The sequence below is a fragment of the Colwellia sp. BRX9-1 genome (assembly GCF_014077195.1).
Classification (GTDB): domain Bacteria; phylum Pseudomonadota; class Gammaproteobacteria; order Enterobacterales; family Alteromonadaceae; genus Colwellia_A.
On sequence record NZ_JACGVM010000019.1, the window covers coordinates 36479 to 55039 of the forward strand.

The window sequence follows — 18561 nt, forward strand, 5'->3', positions numbered from 1 at the left end:
GGCAAAAAAAAGCCCACTTATATCACTAAGTGGGCTATTACTTTTTTAGTAAATGATTAAAGTGTCGCTGTTGTACCCATCATTGGCGCAGCAGTTACTGACTTCGCATCTTCAGGTTCGACGACCATAATCGTGCCATTAGCTGGGTTTACTACAAACTCAACTAGCTCCACAGAACCTACAGCAGACTCAGCAGTACTTGCTTCGGTACTCGCATCTGATTCATTTAGTACCATTTGGTCTAACACAATAGTAAATTGAGTTGGACCATTGGCATAACCTTTAACACGTAGAGTGTAGCTTTCACCACCAACAACCGTACTACCTACCTGCTCTGAAGGACCTAAGTTACCAGATGTAACCATGACATTGCCGTCACTGTCGAGCATTGAGAAATCCAAATCTGGAATGGCTCCCCCCACTTCAGTATCTGCTGTTAAGGTTGCAACAATACTTTGTGCACTTGTCTCTGCAGTAAATACCACATCAACATAATCAACACCGTCAGCAACTTCTACGTCTGTAGTGCCAATAGCAACTAAGCCCTTATGCTCAGAGATATTATGATAAACCACGGTACGATCTGCACCCGCAGATGAATCCATCGGTTCTTGGCTACCATTAGCCGCAACTGAAGGTTTCTCTATCTGAGCAAACACTTTAGCTTTAAAGGTAAACATCTCAGCCATCGGGTTGTTAAAGATAAAGTTAATCGCTGAAGAGTCCATTTGTGATGATAAAGATTCGTCATAAATAAACGTCGCAGTATCGCCATTTTGACCTGTGCCACTTTTAGCGTTAGCTACAGTTACATCAGGGCTACTAATTGAGACAATATTAAACTTTAACGGCCCAAACAAATCATGCGAAGCATTATTTGTTAAGATATTATCAAAAGAAAATGAACCTTCACTAAAAGAAACATTATCGATCCGTGTGGTAACTTTCTTAGTGACATTTCTTTGTTTCAAGTTAGTTTTCGCCGTACCTGACAAATCAGAAAAACCAACTTGACCCGAAGCATTAACTTCAATAGCACGAACAACATATTGATAATCATAAGCATCAATACCTTGACCAGCGCCACGACCAAAACCTTGTCCTTTATCGCTGTAACTGGCACCCGTTACAAATTCAACATGGGTATAGCCATTATTTTCTATATCACCGTCGACATATTCACGACCCGGGACACCAGCGAATAAACGAGCTGGGCTGCCACCTTTACGCTTTAATATTTGATAGCCAATGGCATTATCTACTTCATTCCAAGTGACATCTATTGTGTCTGGGTTGGTAATACTCGCTACAATATTTTGTGGTGCAGCTGGTGCTTTTTGACCCGCAGTAAAGTCACTTACCGCTGTTGAAATCATCTGCACACCACCTAATGGAGCTGAAGCGTTTAATCCTAATTCACGAGCGGCAAATACACGTTCAATAATAGCATGATGTTGACCTAGAGATTTAGCATCAACAGAGGCAGTTGGATATAGCATAGCGTCAGCTGTTAATGCCGCATCTCGCGCTTTAACAAAGGTATCTGGCGCAGTAACCCCTAAAATATACATAGAGCCAAGGAAAATACGTTCCCACGTTTCTTTACCTAAACTGGTTAACTGTGTTGCATCACCCGTTGTTGGATCTGGGCGAGCAAAGTCGTTAGCTGGATACATCTCTAACATAATTTCTCGTAAGTCCCACATCGCGCCGGCATATATTTCGCCATCTCTGTGTACTTCAAAGTCGTCACCGCGTGTTCCTAATTGTGAATAACGTAATTGGCTTTGGCCACTACGAATATATTCAAAAGAATCAGGATCTGTACCATTTTCGCGTAATAAGTCTCTTAACCCACAACCTGCAACCGGGTAACTACCTAAATCAGGTGTTTCACCTATGGTATAAGCCCATAAATCGGCTTGCCCTTCGTTCAAGGCGCCACCTTCAGGGCTACCTTCAAAGCCAGCAATAGGTGTGATAGTCGCATGCGTACCTTCGTGCATTGGTACACTAAAATCTATTGCTAAGTTGTTAAAGTAATAACCATGACCATAAAATGTTGGGTTAACAACCACTTCCTGACCACCAATTTCTTGTGTAAGGGGTATAGCAAAAGCATTATCTAAGTTTACTATTTTATTTAAAAGCTCAGGATCACTAAAGTCTATATCTTGAGCTTCTAGTGCCATAAACACGTTAGGTATATGAACGACACCTACTAAAGGCGTTGACTCATTAGGGTATTGATCAGGAAAACTACCACTGCCAAACCCTCTATTATGAACATCGTCACCATCTTTGTGCAAATAGTCTAAATATTCCATTAAGTTAGTGATATATATAAATTGACTGATACCGTCGAATTGCTGTGCAGGCTCAGCAAAATGATCTTGTTCATTAACGCGGCCATAAAGAGGTGCAGCGTCTTGGTCAAAATAATAAGTGCCTAAAGCCGCTTGAGCGAATGGCAATTTGCTCGATGAAGCATTAAGAATAAGTGCATTAGTCCCCGTTAATACACTACCAACACCTGTTACTCGGTTAGTTTCATCAAATTTTCTTAATTTAATGCGCAATAACCCTTCAGGTGTGCCCGTTAAACCGCCATCTGCATCAACAATTTCACAAGAGTCTTGTAATTCTTTGGTGATCGGTGGGAAAGTCGGAAAATAATCAGCAAATTGATCGGTGGGTTGTGGCTCTTCGGCCGTGCGCACTTGATCTTCACGGTAAACTATCTCACCCGTTTGTGCATCAACCATGTATTTAAATACGCCAAAAGGATTCGTTGAGTAGTAATAAAACTGCCAAACTAAACTATGGCTATCAGCCGTTTGCACTATGCGTAGCTCTGGTATTGGTGTTTTAAACACACCTAGCTCTGCTGCTATTAATTCATAGGCCGGGGTTAGTATTGACATAGCCTCTGCGGGGATATTTTTTTGGAATTGTACAAGATTACGCGTTGCCATTAACACCGCATCATCAGCAGACAATCCTGGTTGACCCGCTACTGTAAGGGCTTTTTGATAAGGACCCATAATGGCGCGAACGTTGTTGTTACCATCAATAACAACACCTAAACCATTGCCATCAACAAGAATACCATCGACAACTTGATCGAAACGAACAACTTGTCCACCTAATGCCGCTTTAGAGCGATTACGATTATATTTCAGTTGGTCATTGCTTAAACCTTCAAAAATTTGCTGATTGTCGGTAATGAAATTACGCGCCATATTCTCAACAGAGTTACCCGCCGTTTTAACGGTCATGCCGGTAATAGCATCAACAGTCCCTGTTGCTTGATTGATATTTACCTGTGCGTTTGGATTAGCTGCTTGAAAGTGACTGATGGCTTGAGCCTGCTCAGCGCTTAAACTCATTAAAGTATTTAGGCCCGTATCTTGAATTTGATTAACGTTTGGTACACCAGCAACGTCAAAATTTAAGATTTTATTAGCAGCATTACTTCCAGTAATGATATCGCTTGTTGATGCATGAACTTGACTAGATATAACGCTTAGCGGAACAGTCAGTGCAAAAGCAATGGCACTTGATATTAATGTATTCTTCATTGTAATCACCTTTTATTATTTGTGACCATGAGCATGATAATTAAACATATAAGTCAACATCATTCGCTTTCATGGACACTTTATGGGTAAGAAAATTATTTACTTAGCTAGGGTGCCCATTTCTCAAACAAAAAATAATCAGGTATTCCCCTCTTTTACGCTAGGTATTAACCCCCAGTGTTATTACTGCTTATCTATGTAGAGGAAAAAAAGTAAAACAAAAAGCCAGCCTAAAATATTGATATACAGACTTAAAAAAAACAAAGGCTTTAAATTTGTGTTTTTATTTAAATAAACTTGGAATAAATATCTCACTTCATCCGTTATCTAAGTGTCATTAACATAAACAACCCTTAGAGGAAGCAAACATGACTTCATTAAATAAAATTGCAAAAGTATTGGTAGTAAGCGGATTAAGTTGTTGGGTAAGTGCTGCACAAGCAAACACGATTCAAATTAATCAAGACGCCCAAGTTAATCAGAATACTCAATTATCTCAAGGAATTGATAGCACTGATAATTCAGCACAAATGTCGGTAAATTCAGACAGTTCCGCAACGAGTAATACACAAGTTACGGCTAATAACGCAGACAACAATCCGCAAGCCTCTGCTCCAAGTGAACCAGCGCAAAGCGAACCAACAGAGCAGCAAGTCAGTCATGGCATTAATGCAACAAGCGCTAAAGCTTTTGATAGCAATAATCAGATGGTTGCGACCCTAACAAATAATATGGGAAGCACTGTCAATATAACCGCTGGTGTTGCGGCCACGTTGAGCCAATCACTGACCCAATCACTTACCCAAGTAAGCACAACAGAGCTACCAGAAGATGATATTCCCCAAGAGAGTGAAGCGACACCTGGTGAAGACTTAGCTGAATCTGAAGAGGTTGCTAGGGCGTCCAACCTTGATAGCCAAACGTCTTTTGCTAATACGTCGCAGCTGTCACAGAGTTTATCGCAAGGCATGTTTGAAAATATGTCGGGAGGCTTACAAAATGCCAGTGCGTTAGATAGCGCCACTTCTTTAACTGGTTCCTCGCAACTGTCGCAGAGTTTGTCAGGAGATTTGCAAAACATTGCCGCTGCAGATGCAGCAGCACAAACCACACAGGTCTTGGAGCAAAGTATTAATGCCAATATTGTTAATTCAATTACCAGCGATACGCAAAGTGTTATTACTCAAGACGTGAATAGCCAAATTAGTCGTGTAGTTACTGAGCAGGTTAACGCTGAAATTGCTGCAGCAACTGCCGCTGAAGTGGTAAGCACTTTGGCAAGCGACTTAGCTATTGGCTTGTAATCTTACTGACTAACTTGTTAAATGCGCCAGTTACCCTGGCGCATCCTATTTAAGGAAATTAAGATGAAATATATGTTGAGCAGTTTAGGGTGCATCCTTAGTATGCAAGTGATGGCAGCAACGCCAGAGACATTTACTTTTAGTGGTGAGGCTTCTTTGGCTTTAATAAACAACTCAGCGCTTAGTGTCGATGAGCTTGATGAAGTTTCCTCACAGGGTGACAGTGGCATTCAAAAAACGGCTGCGGTTACTGGCTTGTGGACGTTCAATAATAAAGCAAAGTTAACATCATCATATCGATATAATGACCAAGATTATCATCAGTTAGATTCTTTTGATCTTGCCTTACATCAAGTCAGTATTGATGGGACCTATAAATGGCAGGAAAAAGATTTAGGGCTACGTTATGATGGTGCTAAAGCTAAGTTAGCTGGCGAGACATATTTAACCTTTCAACAAGCCAGTATTTACTTGGGAACTTTTCTTCAACCCCAAACATTTTTACGCACTAGCCTTAAAATAAAGCGTAAAGACTTTGCCGTAATAACTCGCCGAAATGCCAACACTTTTGGTGTAAGTACTGAATTATTTCACTTTATCAATGACGGTCGCACTATGCTGATGCTAGGGCTTAGCGCAGATAAAGAAACGGCAACAGACTCACAGTTTAATTATGGTGGCTATGGGGTTAACACTAAGTTATCTCAAAAATTTGAATTATTTGGCTTAGCTCACAAAGCAACTATCGGTTGGCGTTTTCAATCGAAAGATTTTCAAGCAGTCAGCAATAATGATATCCCTAGTCAGCGTGAATCAAAAGCAGATGAACATAGGCATATATTTCACGGACAGTGGCAGTTAAACGTTAACGAACATTTAGTGGTTATTGGCAACGTTGAATATGGCGACTACAGTTCAGAGCTTGATAGCCAAACATACACTCAAACCCTTTCGACTTTAGCGATTAAAGCGCAATTTTAACGGCTTACTATCGCGCCGACACCATAAATAGGGTCCTTACCGCGAGGACCCAAATCTATTGTTGATTCATTGAGCTTTTCTAATAATTGATTTCTGTTGACGCCAATTTTTGCAATTAAACAGGCTAAAGCTGCGGTTACGTAAGGTGCGGCAATCGATGTGCCTGACTCCCGCCCCACCCGCTGACCACTTTGTGCCGTTAAGACATTAACCCCTAAGGCAGAGTAATCGACATAATCACCGCGATTTGACCAACGGTAAGGTTGTTGAAATTGGTCAATAGCACTCACCGCAATAACATCTTTATAAGCCGCTGGAAACATCGGAGGAGCCGCCGGACCTTCATTACCGGCTGCAGCAATAATTAAAGCGCCCTTTGCCATGGCCGAAGTAAGCACAGCCTGCAAAATTTTATTATCTGGGCCCGCTAAACTCATATTGATCACTTTTACTTCTTGTTCTATTAGCCAATTTATTCCCGCTATCATCGCTGACAAAGTTGCACCCTGAACATAATCTGACTGCTGGTAAAATACTTCTGCCGAGTAAATTTGACCCTGTGGTAAAAGCGGTACCAACTGCTCTGTCTTACCAACCAATAAACTTGCGATCACGGTACCGTGTTGAACTGAGGCATCTAATTCAGCAGGCAAAAAAGACTTTGCGGTAATACTTGCCTGCTTAAAAGCATCATGGTTTGTGTCTATTGCACTATCAACTAGACCAACTTTTACCTTTAGCTGACAAGCATTAAATAGGCTTTTAGTTTTTAGCTTTTCACCGACTACTTTTTTATCGGTAAGCTGACGGGCTTGACTTTGTGTTTGATAAATATGATTTCTAGCTAAACTCAGTGACGCTTTGGCAGAAAGTATATTTATTAAGGCTTTCTTTGAGTCGAGAGCTTGTGGCACATTAAAACGTAACAATGTCATGCCCAAACCAGAATAACGAGATTCATTGATTATCACCGCACCCTGACCAATTAAGCGTGCCTTATTAAGGTCGTCGGCTAAGAGTATCCATTGTCCCTTCACGGCTCGCCATCCCTGTTCTACCTCAACATCAAACCAAAGGTTTTTTCCTGTTACTGTTTCTATTGATAATGAATCAGGTAAAGCCGTAAGTGGCTCAGTCGTCAATTTATCAACATTGGGTAAGCGACTTAACGCAAATGGGGCTAGTTTACGTGGTACTTTTATTTGCTGGCTAATATCGTCTAAATTGCGATCTACTAGGGTTATATTTCCTAGAACATCACCGCTAGTGAGTTGTTGTGCCGGTAGAGATGTACTAAGAATTGAAATAAATATGGCGGTAAGTGGTAAGGTTTTCATGTTAGTCTTCAGCCTAAAAAATAAGTGTGTCGTTAATAAAACGTTTCAACTAAAAATAAATTTCCTTTTATGGAATAAATATTTTTTAGATACGTCTACTTAGTAGAGAGGAGTAAAAAATGAATAAACCTATAGAAAATATACTACCAATGCTAAGACGCTTTGCCTACTCTTTAACGGGTAATCCTGCTGATGCAGATGATTTAGTACAAACCACGCTAGAGAAAATACTCAATAAAGGTGTGCCTAGTGGAGTAGACGAAACTAGGTGGGCATTTAAGGTTTGTCGCAATGTTTGGATTGACGAATATCGGTCACGAAAAGTTAGGCAGAATGCGGTACTCAAACCAGAGCTTCAAGAGCCACAAACTGCTAATGAACACCAACAATTTGACAACAAAGAAACGCTGGCACACGTTAATAAAGCGATGAGTACCTTGCCTGACGATCAACGGGCAATTTTATCTTTAGTGGCCGTTCAAGGCATGTCATATAAAGAAGTGGCTTCTTCTATGGAGATCCCTGTTGGTACGGTGATGAGTCGGCTATCTCGAGCACGTGTTGCACTAATGGATATGATGAAACCCTATCAAATAGGAGCAGGCTTATGAAAATAGACAATGAAATATTGAGTGCATTTTTAGACGCCGAACTGAGCGAAGAAGCAATGGAAGAGGTCCGTTGTGCGCTAGAGACTGACGACGATTTAGTGATGCGTTTGGCTGACTTATCACAAGTTGATCACTGGGTTGACGAAAATGCTGCCATTATTGATAGCACTACAATGCCTGATGGTATCTTACTCTTAGCACAAACCTTAGATAAAAAAATAGCAGAAAATAAAGAAGACCAGACGCCTGAAAATGTTGTTAGCTTGTCACGCTGGAAAAGTGTTAACCAACGCATTAAAAAACATTACGCCTTAGCGGCAGGTATTTCGATGATATTTGGCGTAGGAACAATAACCCTAATGCAGTCAGAGCAAACAACTGCGATTACTGCAGAGATATCACAGGTGTTAGATAAGGCAAAAAGTGGTGAAATGTCGTCAACAGACCAAGGTGATAAGGTCATGGCTAATTTAAGTTTCACTAATCATGCGGGTAATTTTTGTCGACAGTTTCAGCACATTAATTTACAAGCGGCCAGTATCAACATTGCCTGTAAAGAAAATCAGCAGTGGCAGCTTAAAATCACCAAAAACGTAGCGTTTTCCCAAGATATTGAAAATTACCGTGTTGCCAGTAACAAGGCACAACTAGACAGCGCTATAGATGAGATGATCAAAGGACAAGCAATGGATAGCGCTCAAGAACAACGAGCAATAAACAATAACTGGCAAACAAATAAACAATAACCGAGGTACATTATGAAATCATTTATTCCCTTTTTATTCGTCACTTTATTAATATCAGCTTGTGCTTCTCAACCTGACTACCGCCCTGCAACTAAAGGGTCATCAGGTTATAGTGAGCAAAAAATTACCAGTGATAGGTATCGTGTACAATTTAAAATCATCTCTAACAGTGTCGCTGATGCAGCTGATTATGCGCTATTAAGATCCGCGGAGCTCACTCAAAAGCAAGGTTTTGATTGGTTTGTCGTGACCAATAAAGAAACTTTTGTTGAGTCTCAAAAAGTAGAGGTTGCCTCTGCATTTGGTTTATCGCATCAACAGCGCATTGAACGCCGTTGTGGCCTATTCAACTGTGAAACTTACCAACGCCCACATAGTGAAATAGGAATTGCCTTTAATAGCGGCAATAACCGTAAAGAAGTGCATAGTATTTTAGAGATTCGAATGGGCAAAGGCATTATGCCTAATGAATCGACTTATAGCGCCGTTGATGTGATTGAAAACTTGTCACAAAAACTGGATAAGCATTAGAAATAAACATGTGATAATAGCTAATGTAAACGCAAGTAATAATCACATAACTTGAGGTAGCTGTTAATCTACTTAGTAAACCCGGTAACATGCATGTTACCGGGTTTTTCTATAACTAAAGGGTAAATATTCAAGGTCCCATCACTGTAAATAGCATAAGACACCTCTTTTGAATGAATTAATACCCCTGCAAATCATCCGCTTACCTAACAATGAAAAACATAGCACTCATATTAATTTTAAATTAATGTGACCTGCAAAAGAATCGAATGCTAGAATACACAATAATTCAAATTAATCGGATCAGTTATGAAATATGTTGTATTGGTTATAATTATTGCCTTGGTAATTTTCTTTATTTCAAAAAGTTCAAATGATAAAAAAGCCGCGGTTGAAAATATAGCTATAGCTAACCAGTTCTTAGCTACAAATAAAACCCTTGAAAATGTTGTTGAAACAGCTTCAGGTTTGCAATATCTAGTATTGGAAAAAGGTGATGGATTAAAGCACCCAAGTGCCAGTTCAAAAGTGAAAGTGCATTATCATGGCTCTTTACTCGATGGCAGTGTATTTGACAGCTCAGTTGATCGCGGTGAACCCATTAGTTTTGGCTTAAACCAAGTGATACCTGGCTGGACTGAAGGTCTTCAATTAATGGTTGTTGGTGATAAATTTAAGTTTTTTATTCCATCAAGCTTAGGCTATGGCAATAAATCTGCAGGAAAAATAACCCCCGGTTCGTTACTTGTTTTTGAAGTGACACTACTCGACATTCAGTAAATAAAATATCTAAAACAGCAATAATAGAAATATCATTGCTGTTTTATTTAGTCAGATGATGAGCTATTGCCAGCATATAATAGCCACTATATTTTGTATTGATAACAGCGAACATACGGCTGTTAACTACTCACCTTTGCACTGTAAACTGAATAGAACAATGCTAATAGCAAGCAAATAACAGCAGGAATTAATAAAGCATTAAACTTAAACATACTGAAAAAATAAGCACCCAATCCCCCACCAACAATAAATCCCGTTATTATCAGTAGAAACAATACCGCCTTTCTTTTATCAAAGAGTTCGCCTCGAAGTCTTGAACCTAACATAAGACCAAGATCGGTAAATAACCCAGTTACATGTGTTGTTCGAACAACAGCGCCACTATAGGTTGTCACTAGTGCATTTTGAAGCCCACATGCAGCTGAAGCTAAATAATGGCCAAATAGTGATCCCTTGGATAAGAAATACATTGATGCGAAAATAATGATTGCCTCCAAGATAAGCAGTCGACTGTAATTACGACCCAACTTTAACGAACCACTATTTAGGAAATAGCCTGATATGGCAGAGCCTACTAAGAAGCTAAGCAGAATTAAAACCAAATGAAGCGTATCAGAAAAACTTGAGTTTAAAACACCTACGCCAAGCAGTGTTGCTGTTCCAGATAAGTGTGAAATAGATTGGTGATTAAATCCTAAAAGTCCAACAGCGTTAATAAAGCCCGCAACCAGTGCTAAAACAAACGAGCCATACTCTACCCACCGAGGTAATTTTGATATCACGATAATCCTTTAATCACAAATGCCACGTTAAGCGCCGATTTGAGTGACTTATAGTTCTTGTGTAAGTGCGGCACTTATAGCGATAGTAAATAACAATATTAAAGCGGCAAGTCCTTTAATTACACCTTTTATACGTTTATATGAGAATTCATTATTCCTTTTATCGTAATGATCGATAATTTCAATCAAAAGATATAAAGCACCTAACAAAAGAGCAGCAAAAGAAAAATATACTGCATTACCTTGAAAGGTAACTTCACCTCTTCCTAGGGGGAGATAAAGAGTACCGCTATAGACGCCATAAGTGCCATAGCAAAGTAAAAAAATAATAAGTACTTTTTTAGCTACCGCTGTGGTAAAGGAATATTATTTGGAAGATAGTTTTCACTATTTTCTGACTGCTTTTCCCCACGACGCATACATTAGATTATTGATAAGTTCGCATATAAACTAAATATATATTTTATCGCAAAATAAATAATACTCATGTGCGTTAACATTAAAATCTAGTTCATCTTTAAATCACAGGGATTTTCAAATCAAAACTACCCATACAAAATCCCACGCTATTTCTCGTTTAGTAACGCAGGCAATCGTGTCTTAATTATAATCTTTCTGGAAAATTACAAAAAATACCATCGATATTTAATTCTTTTACTTTGGCAATGTCATCATAGTCATTAACCGTATAAACATAAACTTGTAACCCTTTTTGATGTGCGTCATCAACAAAGTCCTGATTGATAAAATCTAGACTTAAGTTGATGGATTGAGCATTAAGTTCAACGGCACAATCAGCATAAGAAAGAGGAACGCCTTCAAGCAAAACACCGATGGGTATTTGAGGATACAAATGTTTAAATTTATTTAATTCATGATGATCAAATGAAGAAACCATAAAATCAAGCTCAGACCAGCCCTTTTCTTTTATGTATTTATCTATTACCTGATACGTTGCAATTGCGGTACTTCTTCCCTTTAATTCTATATTTACTATCACGCTTTTATCAACAAGATCCAAGACTTCTTCAAGTGTTGGTATAAGTTCACCTTTTCCCGCGTCTAGTTGTCTTAGCTCAACAAAGGTTTTATCTTCAGTATAGCCTATACCATTAGTTGTTCTGTCTACTTTATCGTCATGTATAACAACAAGTTCACCTGTTTTACATACATATACATCTAATTCGATCGCATCAACATTTAACGCTAATGCTTTTTTAAAAGACCTTAGCGTGTTTTCAGGTTCATGACCCATTGCGCCACGATGTCCTATTTTTAGTATCTTTTTATCCAAAATTTATTTCTCTTTATTTTCTATAGTAAAATAATTAACACGACAATATCAATACGCATAGCGCTCATTAACAGCCAACGGCTATAAAAACAGTTCTAGCACTTTAGAAAGCCGACCTAGCTTTTTAGTGCTTTTTTTAATGGTGTTAAATGAGACTCATAATTGCGCCATTGTTCAAGACCACTTTGATAAATAGGTTGTCGAACTTGCTCAGAGCTAGGCGTGCGAACAGCGCGTTTATTTGTATGAAAATCAATACAAGCCTGCTCAAAAGGCAGTCCACAATAGTCTAATATGCGCCTAACTTGGCTTTCAAGATCGGCAACCACATCTTCATACTGCACACGTAAAATCTTACCGGGTAATTCTTTGTCCCAATGGTCCATCAACTCAACATAACTACGATAATAATGTCCAATGTCTTCAAGATCATAGGAAAATTGCTGCCCCTCACCAAACAATTGTTTAAAACCACTAAAACAACAGGACAAAGCATCGCGTCTCGCATCGATAATTTTCGCATTAGGCAAGATCAGATTGATAAGTGCAATATGCCGGAAATTGTTTGGCATTTTATCGATAAAGAACATTGCTCCTTGGCGATGATGCCGAGTCTCTTCAATATACAGCTCGCCCATTTTAGTGAGGTCATCAGCAGTAAGATTGCTTAGAATACTTGGGTATTTGGGGGTGTCACGCGTGGCTTGTCGACCATTTAAGCGATGCGCTAGACCGATAATGTTGGCCAATTCCATTGTCCCATCGACCTGTGAGTGTGAAGAGAGGATTTGTTCTAAAAGTGTCGACCCCGCTCTGGGTAGTCCAACAATAAATATAGGATCTGCAGCAGAGCAACCGGTTTGTTTATGGCGATTGAAAAACGCAGCGTCAAAATTATTTTTCTGAAATTCAAACGATAACTCGAGAGATTTGCTGTCAAATTTGTCTTGCTCGCTCTTGAGTTTGTTGCCGCGATGGTAAAAAGAGAAGGCTTCGTCAAAGAGCTCACTGTCTTCTAAATCTTTGCCAAGAGCAAAGCAAAAATGAATTTTATCATTTATCGATGTTGTCGCGCTTGCTTCTTTAACCCGCATTTGCTGACGTTCATCAGAGGTAAATCGGTAAGTTTTTAAATTGGCCAAACTCCAGAAAGCATCACCAAAGTCAGGTTTGAGATCGTAGCTTTTACGGTAAGCTTGGATCGCGTCTTCAACACGCCCCATCGTTTTTAATGCATGCCCAAGAGTTAAATAGATAGAATAATTAGCTGCGTTGCTATCCAATACACTTTCAAAGGTGCTTATAGCTGCTTCAAAATCTCCAGTGGCTTGTTGCGCATTGCCGAGACCAATTTTAAACGTTGCATTTTCCGGGTCTGAATCTAATAGAATTTTTGCTTGCTCAAGTGCCTTATTAAATTTTTGTCGTTTATGCAGAACATGAACATAGTCAAGGCGTGCTCTTTTGTAATTTGGTTCAAATTCAAGGCAGCTGGCTAATAAGAACTCCGCGTCATCAAGAATTTGAAACTTTGTTCCTAACTCAGCCAATAAGCGCATAGCTTCTGGTTGATGGGGATTGTCTTTGAGAAAATGACGACAGAGCCATTCAGCGCGATGTAATTGCTTTTGATATATTAAGCTAGAAACAGAAACTAATGCTGGCGGCAAACTGGAGAGCCAATCAGCACGTTTTTTTGCTTCCTGATGCATCGGATAACCAGGTTGGTCTGCTAAAGCGCGCCAACTTCCAAACAAAGCTGGATTTAAGGCGACTGCTTTTTCAAAGGATGCTATCGCTTGGCTAGTGTTCGCCATTGCTTTGTGAGTATAACCTTGCTCTTGATGCGCCCGGCCATGGTCCGGTTGTTTTATAAGAATTTGATCAAGACTTGCCATAGCCAGATTATATTTTTGTTGTTTACGCTGACAGACTGCAAGACAATAAACACCTTCAATATGTCCTGGATTTTCCGCAAGCATATCTTCTAGGTTCTTAGCTGCTTGGCTTAAGTGGCCTTTTTGAATCAAAAGTTGACACTGTTTAATAACTTGGTCTGGTTGGAGGTTTTTCAACTGATTTGGCAACATAATGTCTCGGTAAATATCAAGAGATGGTTGATATTGTCTATAAATATACAAAAAAATGGGTCGACGTTATTAAACGCCGACCCTATCTTATCTTATCTTAAAATACTTTAAAATAATGTAAAATGCTAATAATCATAGCTTATTCTAAAGCCAACTGTGCGAGGTCTCGTTGGTGAAACCCTAAAGACATTATCAGCTGAACCCGCAGCAACTTGTCCAAGAGAATCGGTAGCATTGTCAATAAAGAGTGTTGCTTTCCAGTCATCTTTTCCAATAGAGGCAGATAGGTTAACTTGATTATAAGACGGTAACTCGACACGATCAGCAGCAACTAAGCTATTAAAACGTGAGTCTGTCCATTTAAATACGCCTTGAAAAACAGCAGCAAAGTCGCCGATATTTTGATAGTAACGCGCGCCAACCACACCTTCATTTTCTGGTGCGTAAGGGAGATTAGACCCTACTGGTGTGATATTAACTAAGGTGTTTGGAATATCAGTCAACTCTGAATCAATGTAACTAAATGAGCCAAAAAGGTCGACATTATCGGTCGCAGCCCAGTTAAGTTCAAATTCAACACCATTGATATCAGCAGAACCAACATTATCAAAGAATGAGCTATTAGCGATACTAAGATCAAGAACGCCTTGCTGCATGTCACTGAAATCAACATTGTATATCGCGCCATTAAAACGCAAAGTATTATTAAGCCAAGTTGTTTTCCAGCCTAATTCAACACTAACAACATCATCGGTATCAAAAGTAGCCGGAATGCCACCAGTGCCAACTGCACGATTGAATCCACCGCCTCTAAAGCCTTCAGAATACGTAGCATAAAACATCGCGTCAGCATTCATTTCCCAGCGTATATTGGCTTTGTAAATCGTTCCCGATATCGTTGCAGGCGATAAACCAGCCAGTCTTGAATCGACATTGGTTCCGGCATCTGCCTCTGGTCCAGATGCTCTTTGACCGAAAGGAGATTGTCCCATCAAGCCCATTTCAATATTATAGTGACGTGCACCAACTGTTACGGTTACCTCTTCAGTAACGTCGTAAGCAAGCTCACCAAATACAGACATTTCTTCACGGTCTGATTGATAATCATTGAAATAAGTTACGCCCGGCGGTCGAGCACTGCCATCGGTGTTAGTGAAAGCACCCGGTATCGGAAAGTTTGGTGAAAATCCAGCGGCGATAGAACCCGCATAAGTAAAGTCAGTTAACGTATTAAGTTGCTGATCATCATAGAAAACACCACCAATCGCTCTAAAACGGTCTTCCGCATTGGTTGCAACACGAATTTCGTGCACAACGCGTTCTGTTTCAAACTGCTCAGAAGTAGTCATCACAGGACTAAAGCATTCATCATAACCTGGGTAACTACAAATGTAGTAAGGAACATATGGTCCTATTTCTATATAAGCAGTATAGTCAGTATTACCTTGGAACGTGCGGTTGGTGAACGAGCCGTTATAAATAACTTCAAGGCCGCCAAGCATACCATTCAATGTCCACTGTGTTAGGTCAACTTTATCATCACCAGCCGTCGGCGAAAAAGTGGCTGTATTTAAGTCGTCTTCAGTGCTGATAGACGGATCATATTCAAAAGAACCTTCAGTATCTAACTGTTGGTTTGTGTGCTGTACTAACAAATCCCATTCGTCGTTGATTTGCCATAAGCCACTAATTCTGACGCCACGGTGTGTCGCTTCATTGTAATCATCTTTTGCAAGTGTAGAGTTACTGACTACTTGTCGAGATGAAGGAACGCTGCCACCCAGTGCTGGATTAGTTAATGGTAATTGCGTTGTAGACAGCGCATTATCAATAAACCCACCATCAGTAGAATTATAAGCTGCAATTCGTATAGCAAACTCATCTTCTATAATAGGAAGATTGACATAACCTTCAGTTTTATTACTGATGCCACCACTCTTGGTAGATGACATACCTACCTCGCCACCGGCTCTAAATTCGTTCAATTCCGGTTTGTTGGTAATAAGGCGAACGGTACCTGCTTGTGAACTAGCGCCAAACAATGTGCCTTGAGGACCTTTTAACACTTCGATACGTTGCAAATCAACCGCATATAAATCTATATTACGACCTGGAGTAGTGATTGGAGTTTCATCAAGGTAAAAAGCAACGCTTGGCTCGCCCCCTATGCCTGCAAGTCTAACATCAGCACGACCGGCGGATACACCACGGATATAGGTTTCTTGCTTACCAGGACCTTGACCTTCAGAGCTAACACCCGGTAGTAATGCAATATAATCTTCAAAGCTGTCAATACCCAGTTGCTGAAGTTGTGCTCCACTAATGGCTTGAACAGCAAGCGGCACTGCTTGTTGGTTTTCTGAACGGCGAGTTGAAGTAACCGTTATAGTTTCGATCTGGCGCTCAGTCTCAACTTTTTTGTCTTCTGCTTTACTCTTTTCCTGAGCTTGAACGGCACTACTACTCAATGCAAGAGCGATTGCCATGGTCAATACGGTTTTAACTGGTCGGTTTTTATGATACATAAGTACCCTCGTTGATTATTTTCTGTGACTTAGCAGATACTAAGTAAATTAATAGATCAATATCGAAGCAAAACGCTTATCAAGTGACAGCCTTTTGCTTCTTTGTGACAAACCGTCAAAAGTTTTCGCAAACAGCTGTGTCGTTAAAATAGCCTGTAATATAACTTAATGATTAATATCACAGAAATTTTTGAGTTGTAGCATACTACAATATCGGAAAGATTACTGAATATAGCTAAAATAAACAGCAAACTTCGGTGAAAAGATGGTATTTTGAAGAAGTAACGTTTAGAACGACTCACGGGGTTTATTTAAGCTTGTGGCGATAAACTCTTAAAGGGTTAAAGAGTTTATCGCATTAAATACCTTACTTGACGACACTTTCCCCTGACTTTGCCGCTTTATATTCCGCATGCATAAATGCCCAAACAGATATAATACCCACAGCTGAAATCAATATAAGCATATTCATAAAGCTAGACCAACCACCCGCACTATCAGCTAACCTGCCGCCGATAAAAGCAAATGTTGCACTGGCCGCAAAACCAAAAGCATCAATAAAACTCACCAACTTTGCACTGTGGGGTCCACCATATTCGATAGAGAATATTGACATAGGTAGGTAATAAGCGGGAGAAATTGAAAAGGCGAATAAGAAAATTGCGCTCAAAGCGACAATGTAATTCACTTCAACACTCAAATCAAACCAAGATAAATACTTCAGGGTCAGGATACTCAATAAACTCAGAGTCATCGCTATCGTTAATACGGTGCGAATACCTTTCTTTGAAAATCGGTCGTAAAATGCTATCGAAGCTAACAATCCAGCCAAAGAACCTACGGGGAAGATAGTAGAAGCCATTGCTGCTTGTGAAGGAGATAATTGATAGGTTTCCATAAGATAAACGGCAACAAAGTCTAAAAAGGCCATCATACAAGTAAGCATCATTAGCATTAGCACCACGAGCCAAACTCTTGGACTTTTAATAAATGCCAACATACCTGCACCCATACTCGTATCTTGAAGTGGGTGGTTATATTTGTTATCAACTGCCTGCTTTGCTGCTTTGGCTAGCGCTATACCTTCGGCACTGGTATCAGTATGATCACTTTCAATTTCTCTAAAAAAGTTGGGGTTTTCTGGTTTTTCTTGTAGAAAAAAATAACAACCAATAAAAACAACCAGTCCAAAAGCCGCAGCGATGAAAGCGACTGAACGCCAATCCATAAAGCTTAATAACCAACCAAAGAATAAAGTCGCTAACACAACACTGAATCTAGAACTGGTAGAAATAATACTCCAAACTCGCCCGTAATGATGAGGGTGATACCATTCTCCAACCAGTTTGGTCATCGCTGGCCAACCTGAAGATTTTGTACAGTACAATAGGAATGAAAAAACAGTAAAAGCCATTACATTAGGAGAGAGTCCAAAAGCAATAACAAAGAGCGCCGTTAGAAATATGCCAATCAAAAAAGTAAAGCGCCCACCTATAATATCAGCAAGGGGCCCCCAAATGAGCTTGCCAACCAATGCACCTAAAGTACCATAAGCAGCAAAATCACCCAGATTAGTTTTTGTTAAGGCTAAGGTTTCATCGGCAAGCAAGGCAGGACTAAGAATAGTGACCATTTGACGACAAATCATCATGGCGGCATAACCAAGATACATGGCGATAATAATATTTAATTGCTGTGGGGGTCGGTTAGACATAATTTCTCTATGAACAGTTGTAATATAGTTAATGGTACTCCTATAAAACAATGGCTCTGTTGGGTTAATGATTATGGATTCGATGATACTATGTTATTCAGTAGTTTACGTCAAACACGCCAAAAAAATTAGCCTTATATCAAACTGACAATAATTACAGATGCACTACTTTCAAGTAAAGTGACGATATTTTATTCAAGAATATTTTGAGTTTAGATTAAAAGATAATTGTTATAGCCTCTATCGTTTATAACAACAGAGTTATTAGCCATGATCGATATT

Annotated in this window: 13 protein-coding genes; 6 read left to right on the forward strand and 7 right to left on the reverse strand. The window is 39.6% G+C overall.

The features are described 5' to 3' along the window. Window positions 1–56: 56 nt before the first annotated feature. Window positions 57–3581 (reverse strand): M36 family metallopeptidase, encoded by a 3525-nt coding sequence (locus tag H4J76_RS15720; protein ID WP_182217214.1) that lies wholly within the window; start codon window positions 3579–3581, stop codon window positions 57–59. A gap of 368 nt (window positions 3582–3949) precedes the next feature. On the opposite strand from H4J76_RS15720, the gene H4J76_RS15725 reads away from it, so the two are divergent. Then, complete coding sequence (locus H4J76_RS15725; protein WP_182217212.1) at window positions 3950–4885, forward strand: hypothetical protein; 936 nt, start codon at window positions 3950–3952, stop codon at window positions 4883–4885. Window positions 4886–4948: 63 nt separating this feature from the next. After that, the gene (locus tag H4J76_RS15730) at window positions 4949–5866 is read left to right on the forward strand and encodes a surface lipoprotein assembly modifier (RefSeq protein ID WP_182217210.1); all 918 of its coding nucleotides are present in this window, start codon (window positions 4949–4951) and stop codon (window positions 5864–5866) included. Here the strand turns inward: H4J76_RS15730 and H4J76_RS15735 are convergent. After that, window positions 5863–7203, reverse strand: a complete 1341-nt coding sequence (locus H4J76_RS15735; RefSeq protein ID WP_182217208.1) for a S8 family serine peptidase — start codon at window positions 7201–7203, stop codon at window positions 5863–5865. The two genes, H4J76_RS15730 and H4J76_RS15735, sit on opposite strands and share 4 nt — an antisense overlap. Window positions 7204–7322: 119 nt before the next feature. Between H4J76_RS15735 and H4J76_RS15740 the strand changes: the two genes are divergently transcribed. From H4J76_RS15740 to H4J76_RS15755, 4 genes are all read left to right on the forward strand, one after another. Further along, window positions 7323–7814, forward strand: a complete 492-nt coding sequence (locus H4J76_RS15740; RefSeq protein ID WP_182217207.1) for an RNA polymerase sigma factor — start codon at window positions 7323–7325, stop codon at window positions 7812–7814. Beyond that, a complete protein-coding gene (locus H4J76_RS15745; RefSeq protein ID WP_182217205.1) occupies window positions 7811–8560 on the forward strand; it encodes a hypothetical protein in 750 nt (249 codons plus the stop codon). The genes H4J76_RS15740 and H4J76_RS15745 overlap by 4 nt, the downstream gene beginning before the upstream one ends. Window positions 8561–8572: 12 nt before the next feature. Further along, a complete protein-coding gene (locus H4J76_RS15750) occupies window positions 8573–9091 on the forward strand; it encodes a CC0125/CC1285 family lipoprotein (RefSeq protein ID WP_070373679.1) in 519 nt (172 codons plus the stop codon). A 309-nt stretch (window positions 9092–9400) separates the two neighbouring features. After that, complete coding sequence (locus H4J76_RS15755) at window positions 9401–9871, forward strand: FKBP-type peptidyl-prolyl cis-trans isomerase (RefSeq protein WP_182217204.1); 471 nt, start codon at window positions 9401–9403, stop codon at window positions 9869–9871. A 122-nt stretch (window positions 9872–9993) separates the two neighbouring features. Here H4J76_RS15755 and H4J76_RS15760 read toward each other — a convergent pair whose 3' ends face one another. From H4J76_RS15760 to H4J76_RS15780, 5 genes are all read right to left on the reverse strand, one after another. Next, the gene (locus H4J76_RS15760) at window positions 9994–10656 is read right to left on the reverse strand and encodes a YoaK family protein (protein WP_182217202.1); all 663 of its coding nucleotides are present in this window, start codon (window positions 10654–10656) and stop codon (window positions 9994–9996) included. Between the two features lie 604 nt (window positions 10657–11260). Further along, window positions 11261–11950 (reverse strand): glycerophosphodiester phosphodiesterase family protein, encoded by a 690-nt coding sequence (locus H4J76_RS15765; RefSeq protein ID WP_197517634.1) that lies wholly within the window; start codon window positions 11948–11950, stop codon window positions 11261–11263. A 116-nt stretch (window positions 11951–12066) separates the two neighbouring features. Beyond that, complete coding sequence (locus tag H4J76_RS15770; RefSeq protein ID WP_182217201.1) at window positions 12067–14040, reverse strand: tetratricopeptide repeat-containing sulfotransferase family protein; 1974 nt, start codon at window positions 14038–14040, stop codon at window positions 12067–12069. 125 nt (window positions 14041–14165) lie between these two features. Then, the gene (locus H4J76_RS15775) at window positions 14166–16565 is read right to left on the reverse strand and encodes a TonB-dependent receptor (protein ID WP_070373683.1); all 2400 of its coding nucleotides are present in this window, start codon (window positions 16563–16565) and stop codon (window positions 14166–14168) included. A 367-nt stretch (window positions 16566–16932) separates the two neighbouring features. Further along, window positions 16933–18279 (reverse strand): MFS transporter, encoded by a 1347-nt coding sequence (locus tag H4J76_RS15780; RefSeq protein WP_070373684.1) that lies wholly within the window; start codon window positions 18277–18279, stop codon window positions 16933–16935. Window positions 18280–18561 lie beyond the last annotated feature (282 nt).

Bases quoted from the DNA above. Each gene is read 5' to 3' on its own strand.
- H4J76_RS15720 (WP_182217214.1), bottom strand. From the start codon at position 3,581: ATGAAGAATACATTAATATCAAGTGCCATTGCTTTTGCACTGACTGTT.
- H4J76_RS15725 (WP_182217212.1), top strand. From the start codon at position 3,950: ATGACTTCATTAAATAAAATTGCAAAAGTATTGGTAGTAAGCGGATTA.
- H4J76_RS15730 (WP_182217210.1), top strand. From the start codon at position 4,949: ATGAAATATATGTTGAGCAGTTTAGGGTGCATCCTTAGTATGCAAGTG.
- H4J76_RS15735 (WP_182217208.1), bottom strand. From the start codon at position 7,203: ATGAAAACCTTACCACTTACCGCCATATTTATTTCAATTCTTAGTACA.
- H4J76_RS15740 (WP_182217207.1), top strand. From the start codon at position 7,323: ATGAATAAACCTATAGAAAATATACTACCAATGCTAAGACGCTTTGCC.
- H4J76_RS15745 (WP_182217205.1), top strand. From the start codon at position 7,811: ATGAAAATAGACAATGAAATATTGAGTGCATTTTTAGACGCCGAACTG.
- H4J76_RS15750 (WP_070373679.1), top strand. From the start codon at position 8,573: ATGAAATCATTTATTCCCTTTTTATTCGTCACTTTATTAATATCAGCT.
- H4J76_RS15755 (WP_182217204.1), top strand. From the start codon at position 9,401: ATGAAATATGTTGTATTGGTTATAATTATTGCCTTGGTAATTTTCTTT.
- H4J76_RS15770 (WP_182217201.1), bottom strand. From the start codon at position 14,040: ATGTTGCCAAATCAGTTGAAAAACCTCCAACCAGACCAAGTTATTAAA.
- H4J76_RS15775 (WP_070373683.1), bottom strand. From the start codon at position 16,565: ATGTATCATAAAAACCGACCAGTTAAAACCGTATTGACCATGGCAATC.
- H4J76_RS15780 (WP_070373684.1), bottom strand. From the start codon at position 18,279: ATGTCTAACCGACCCCCACAGCAATTAAATATTATTATCGCCATGTAT.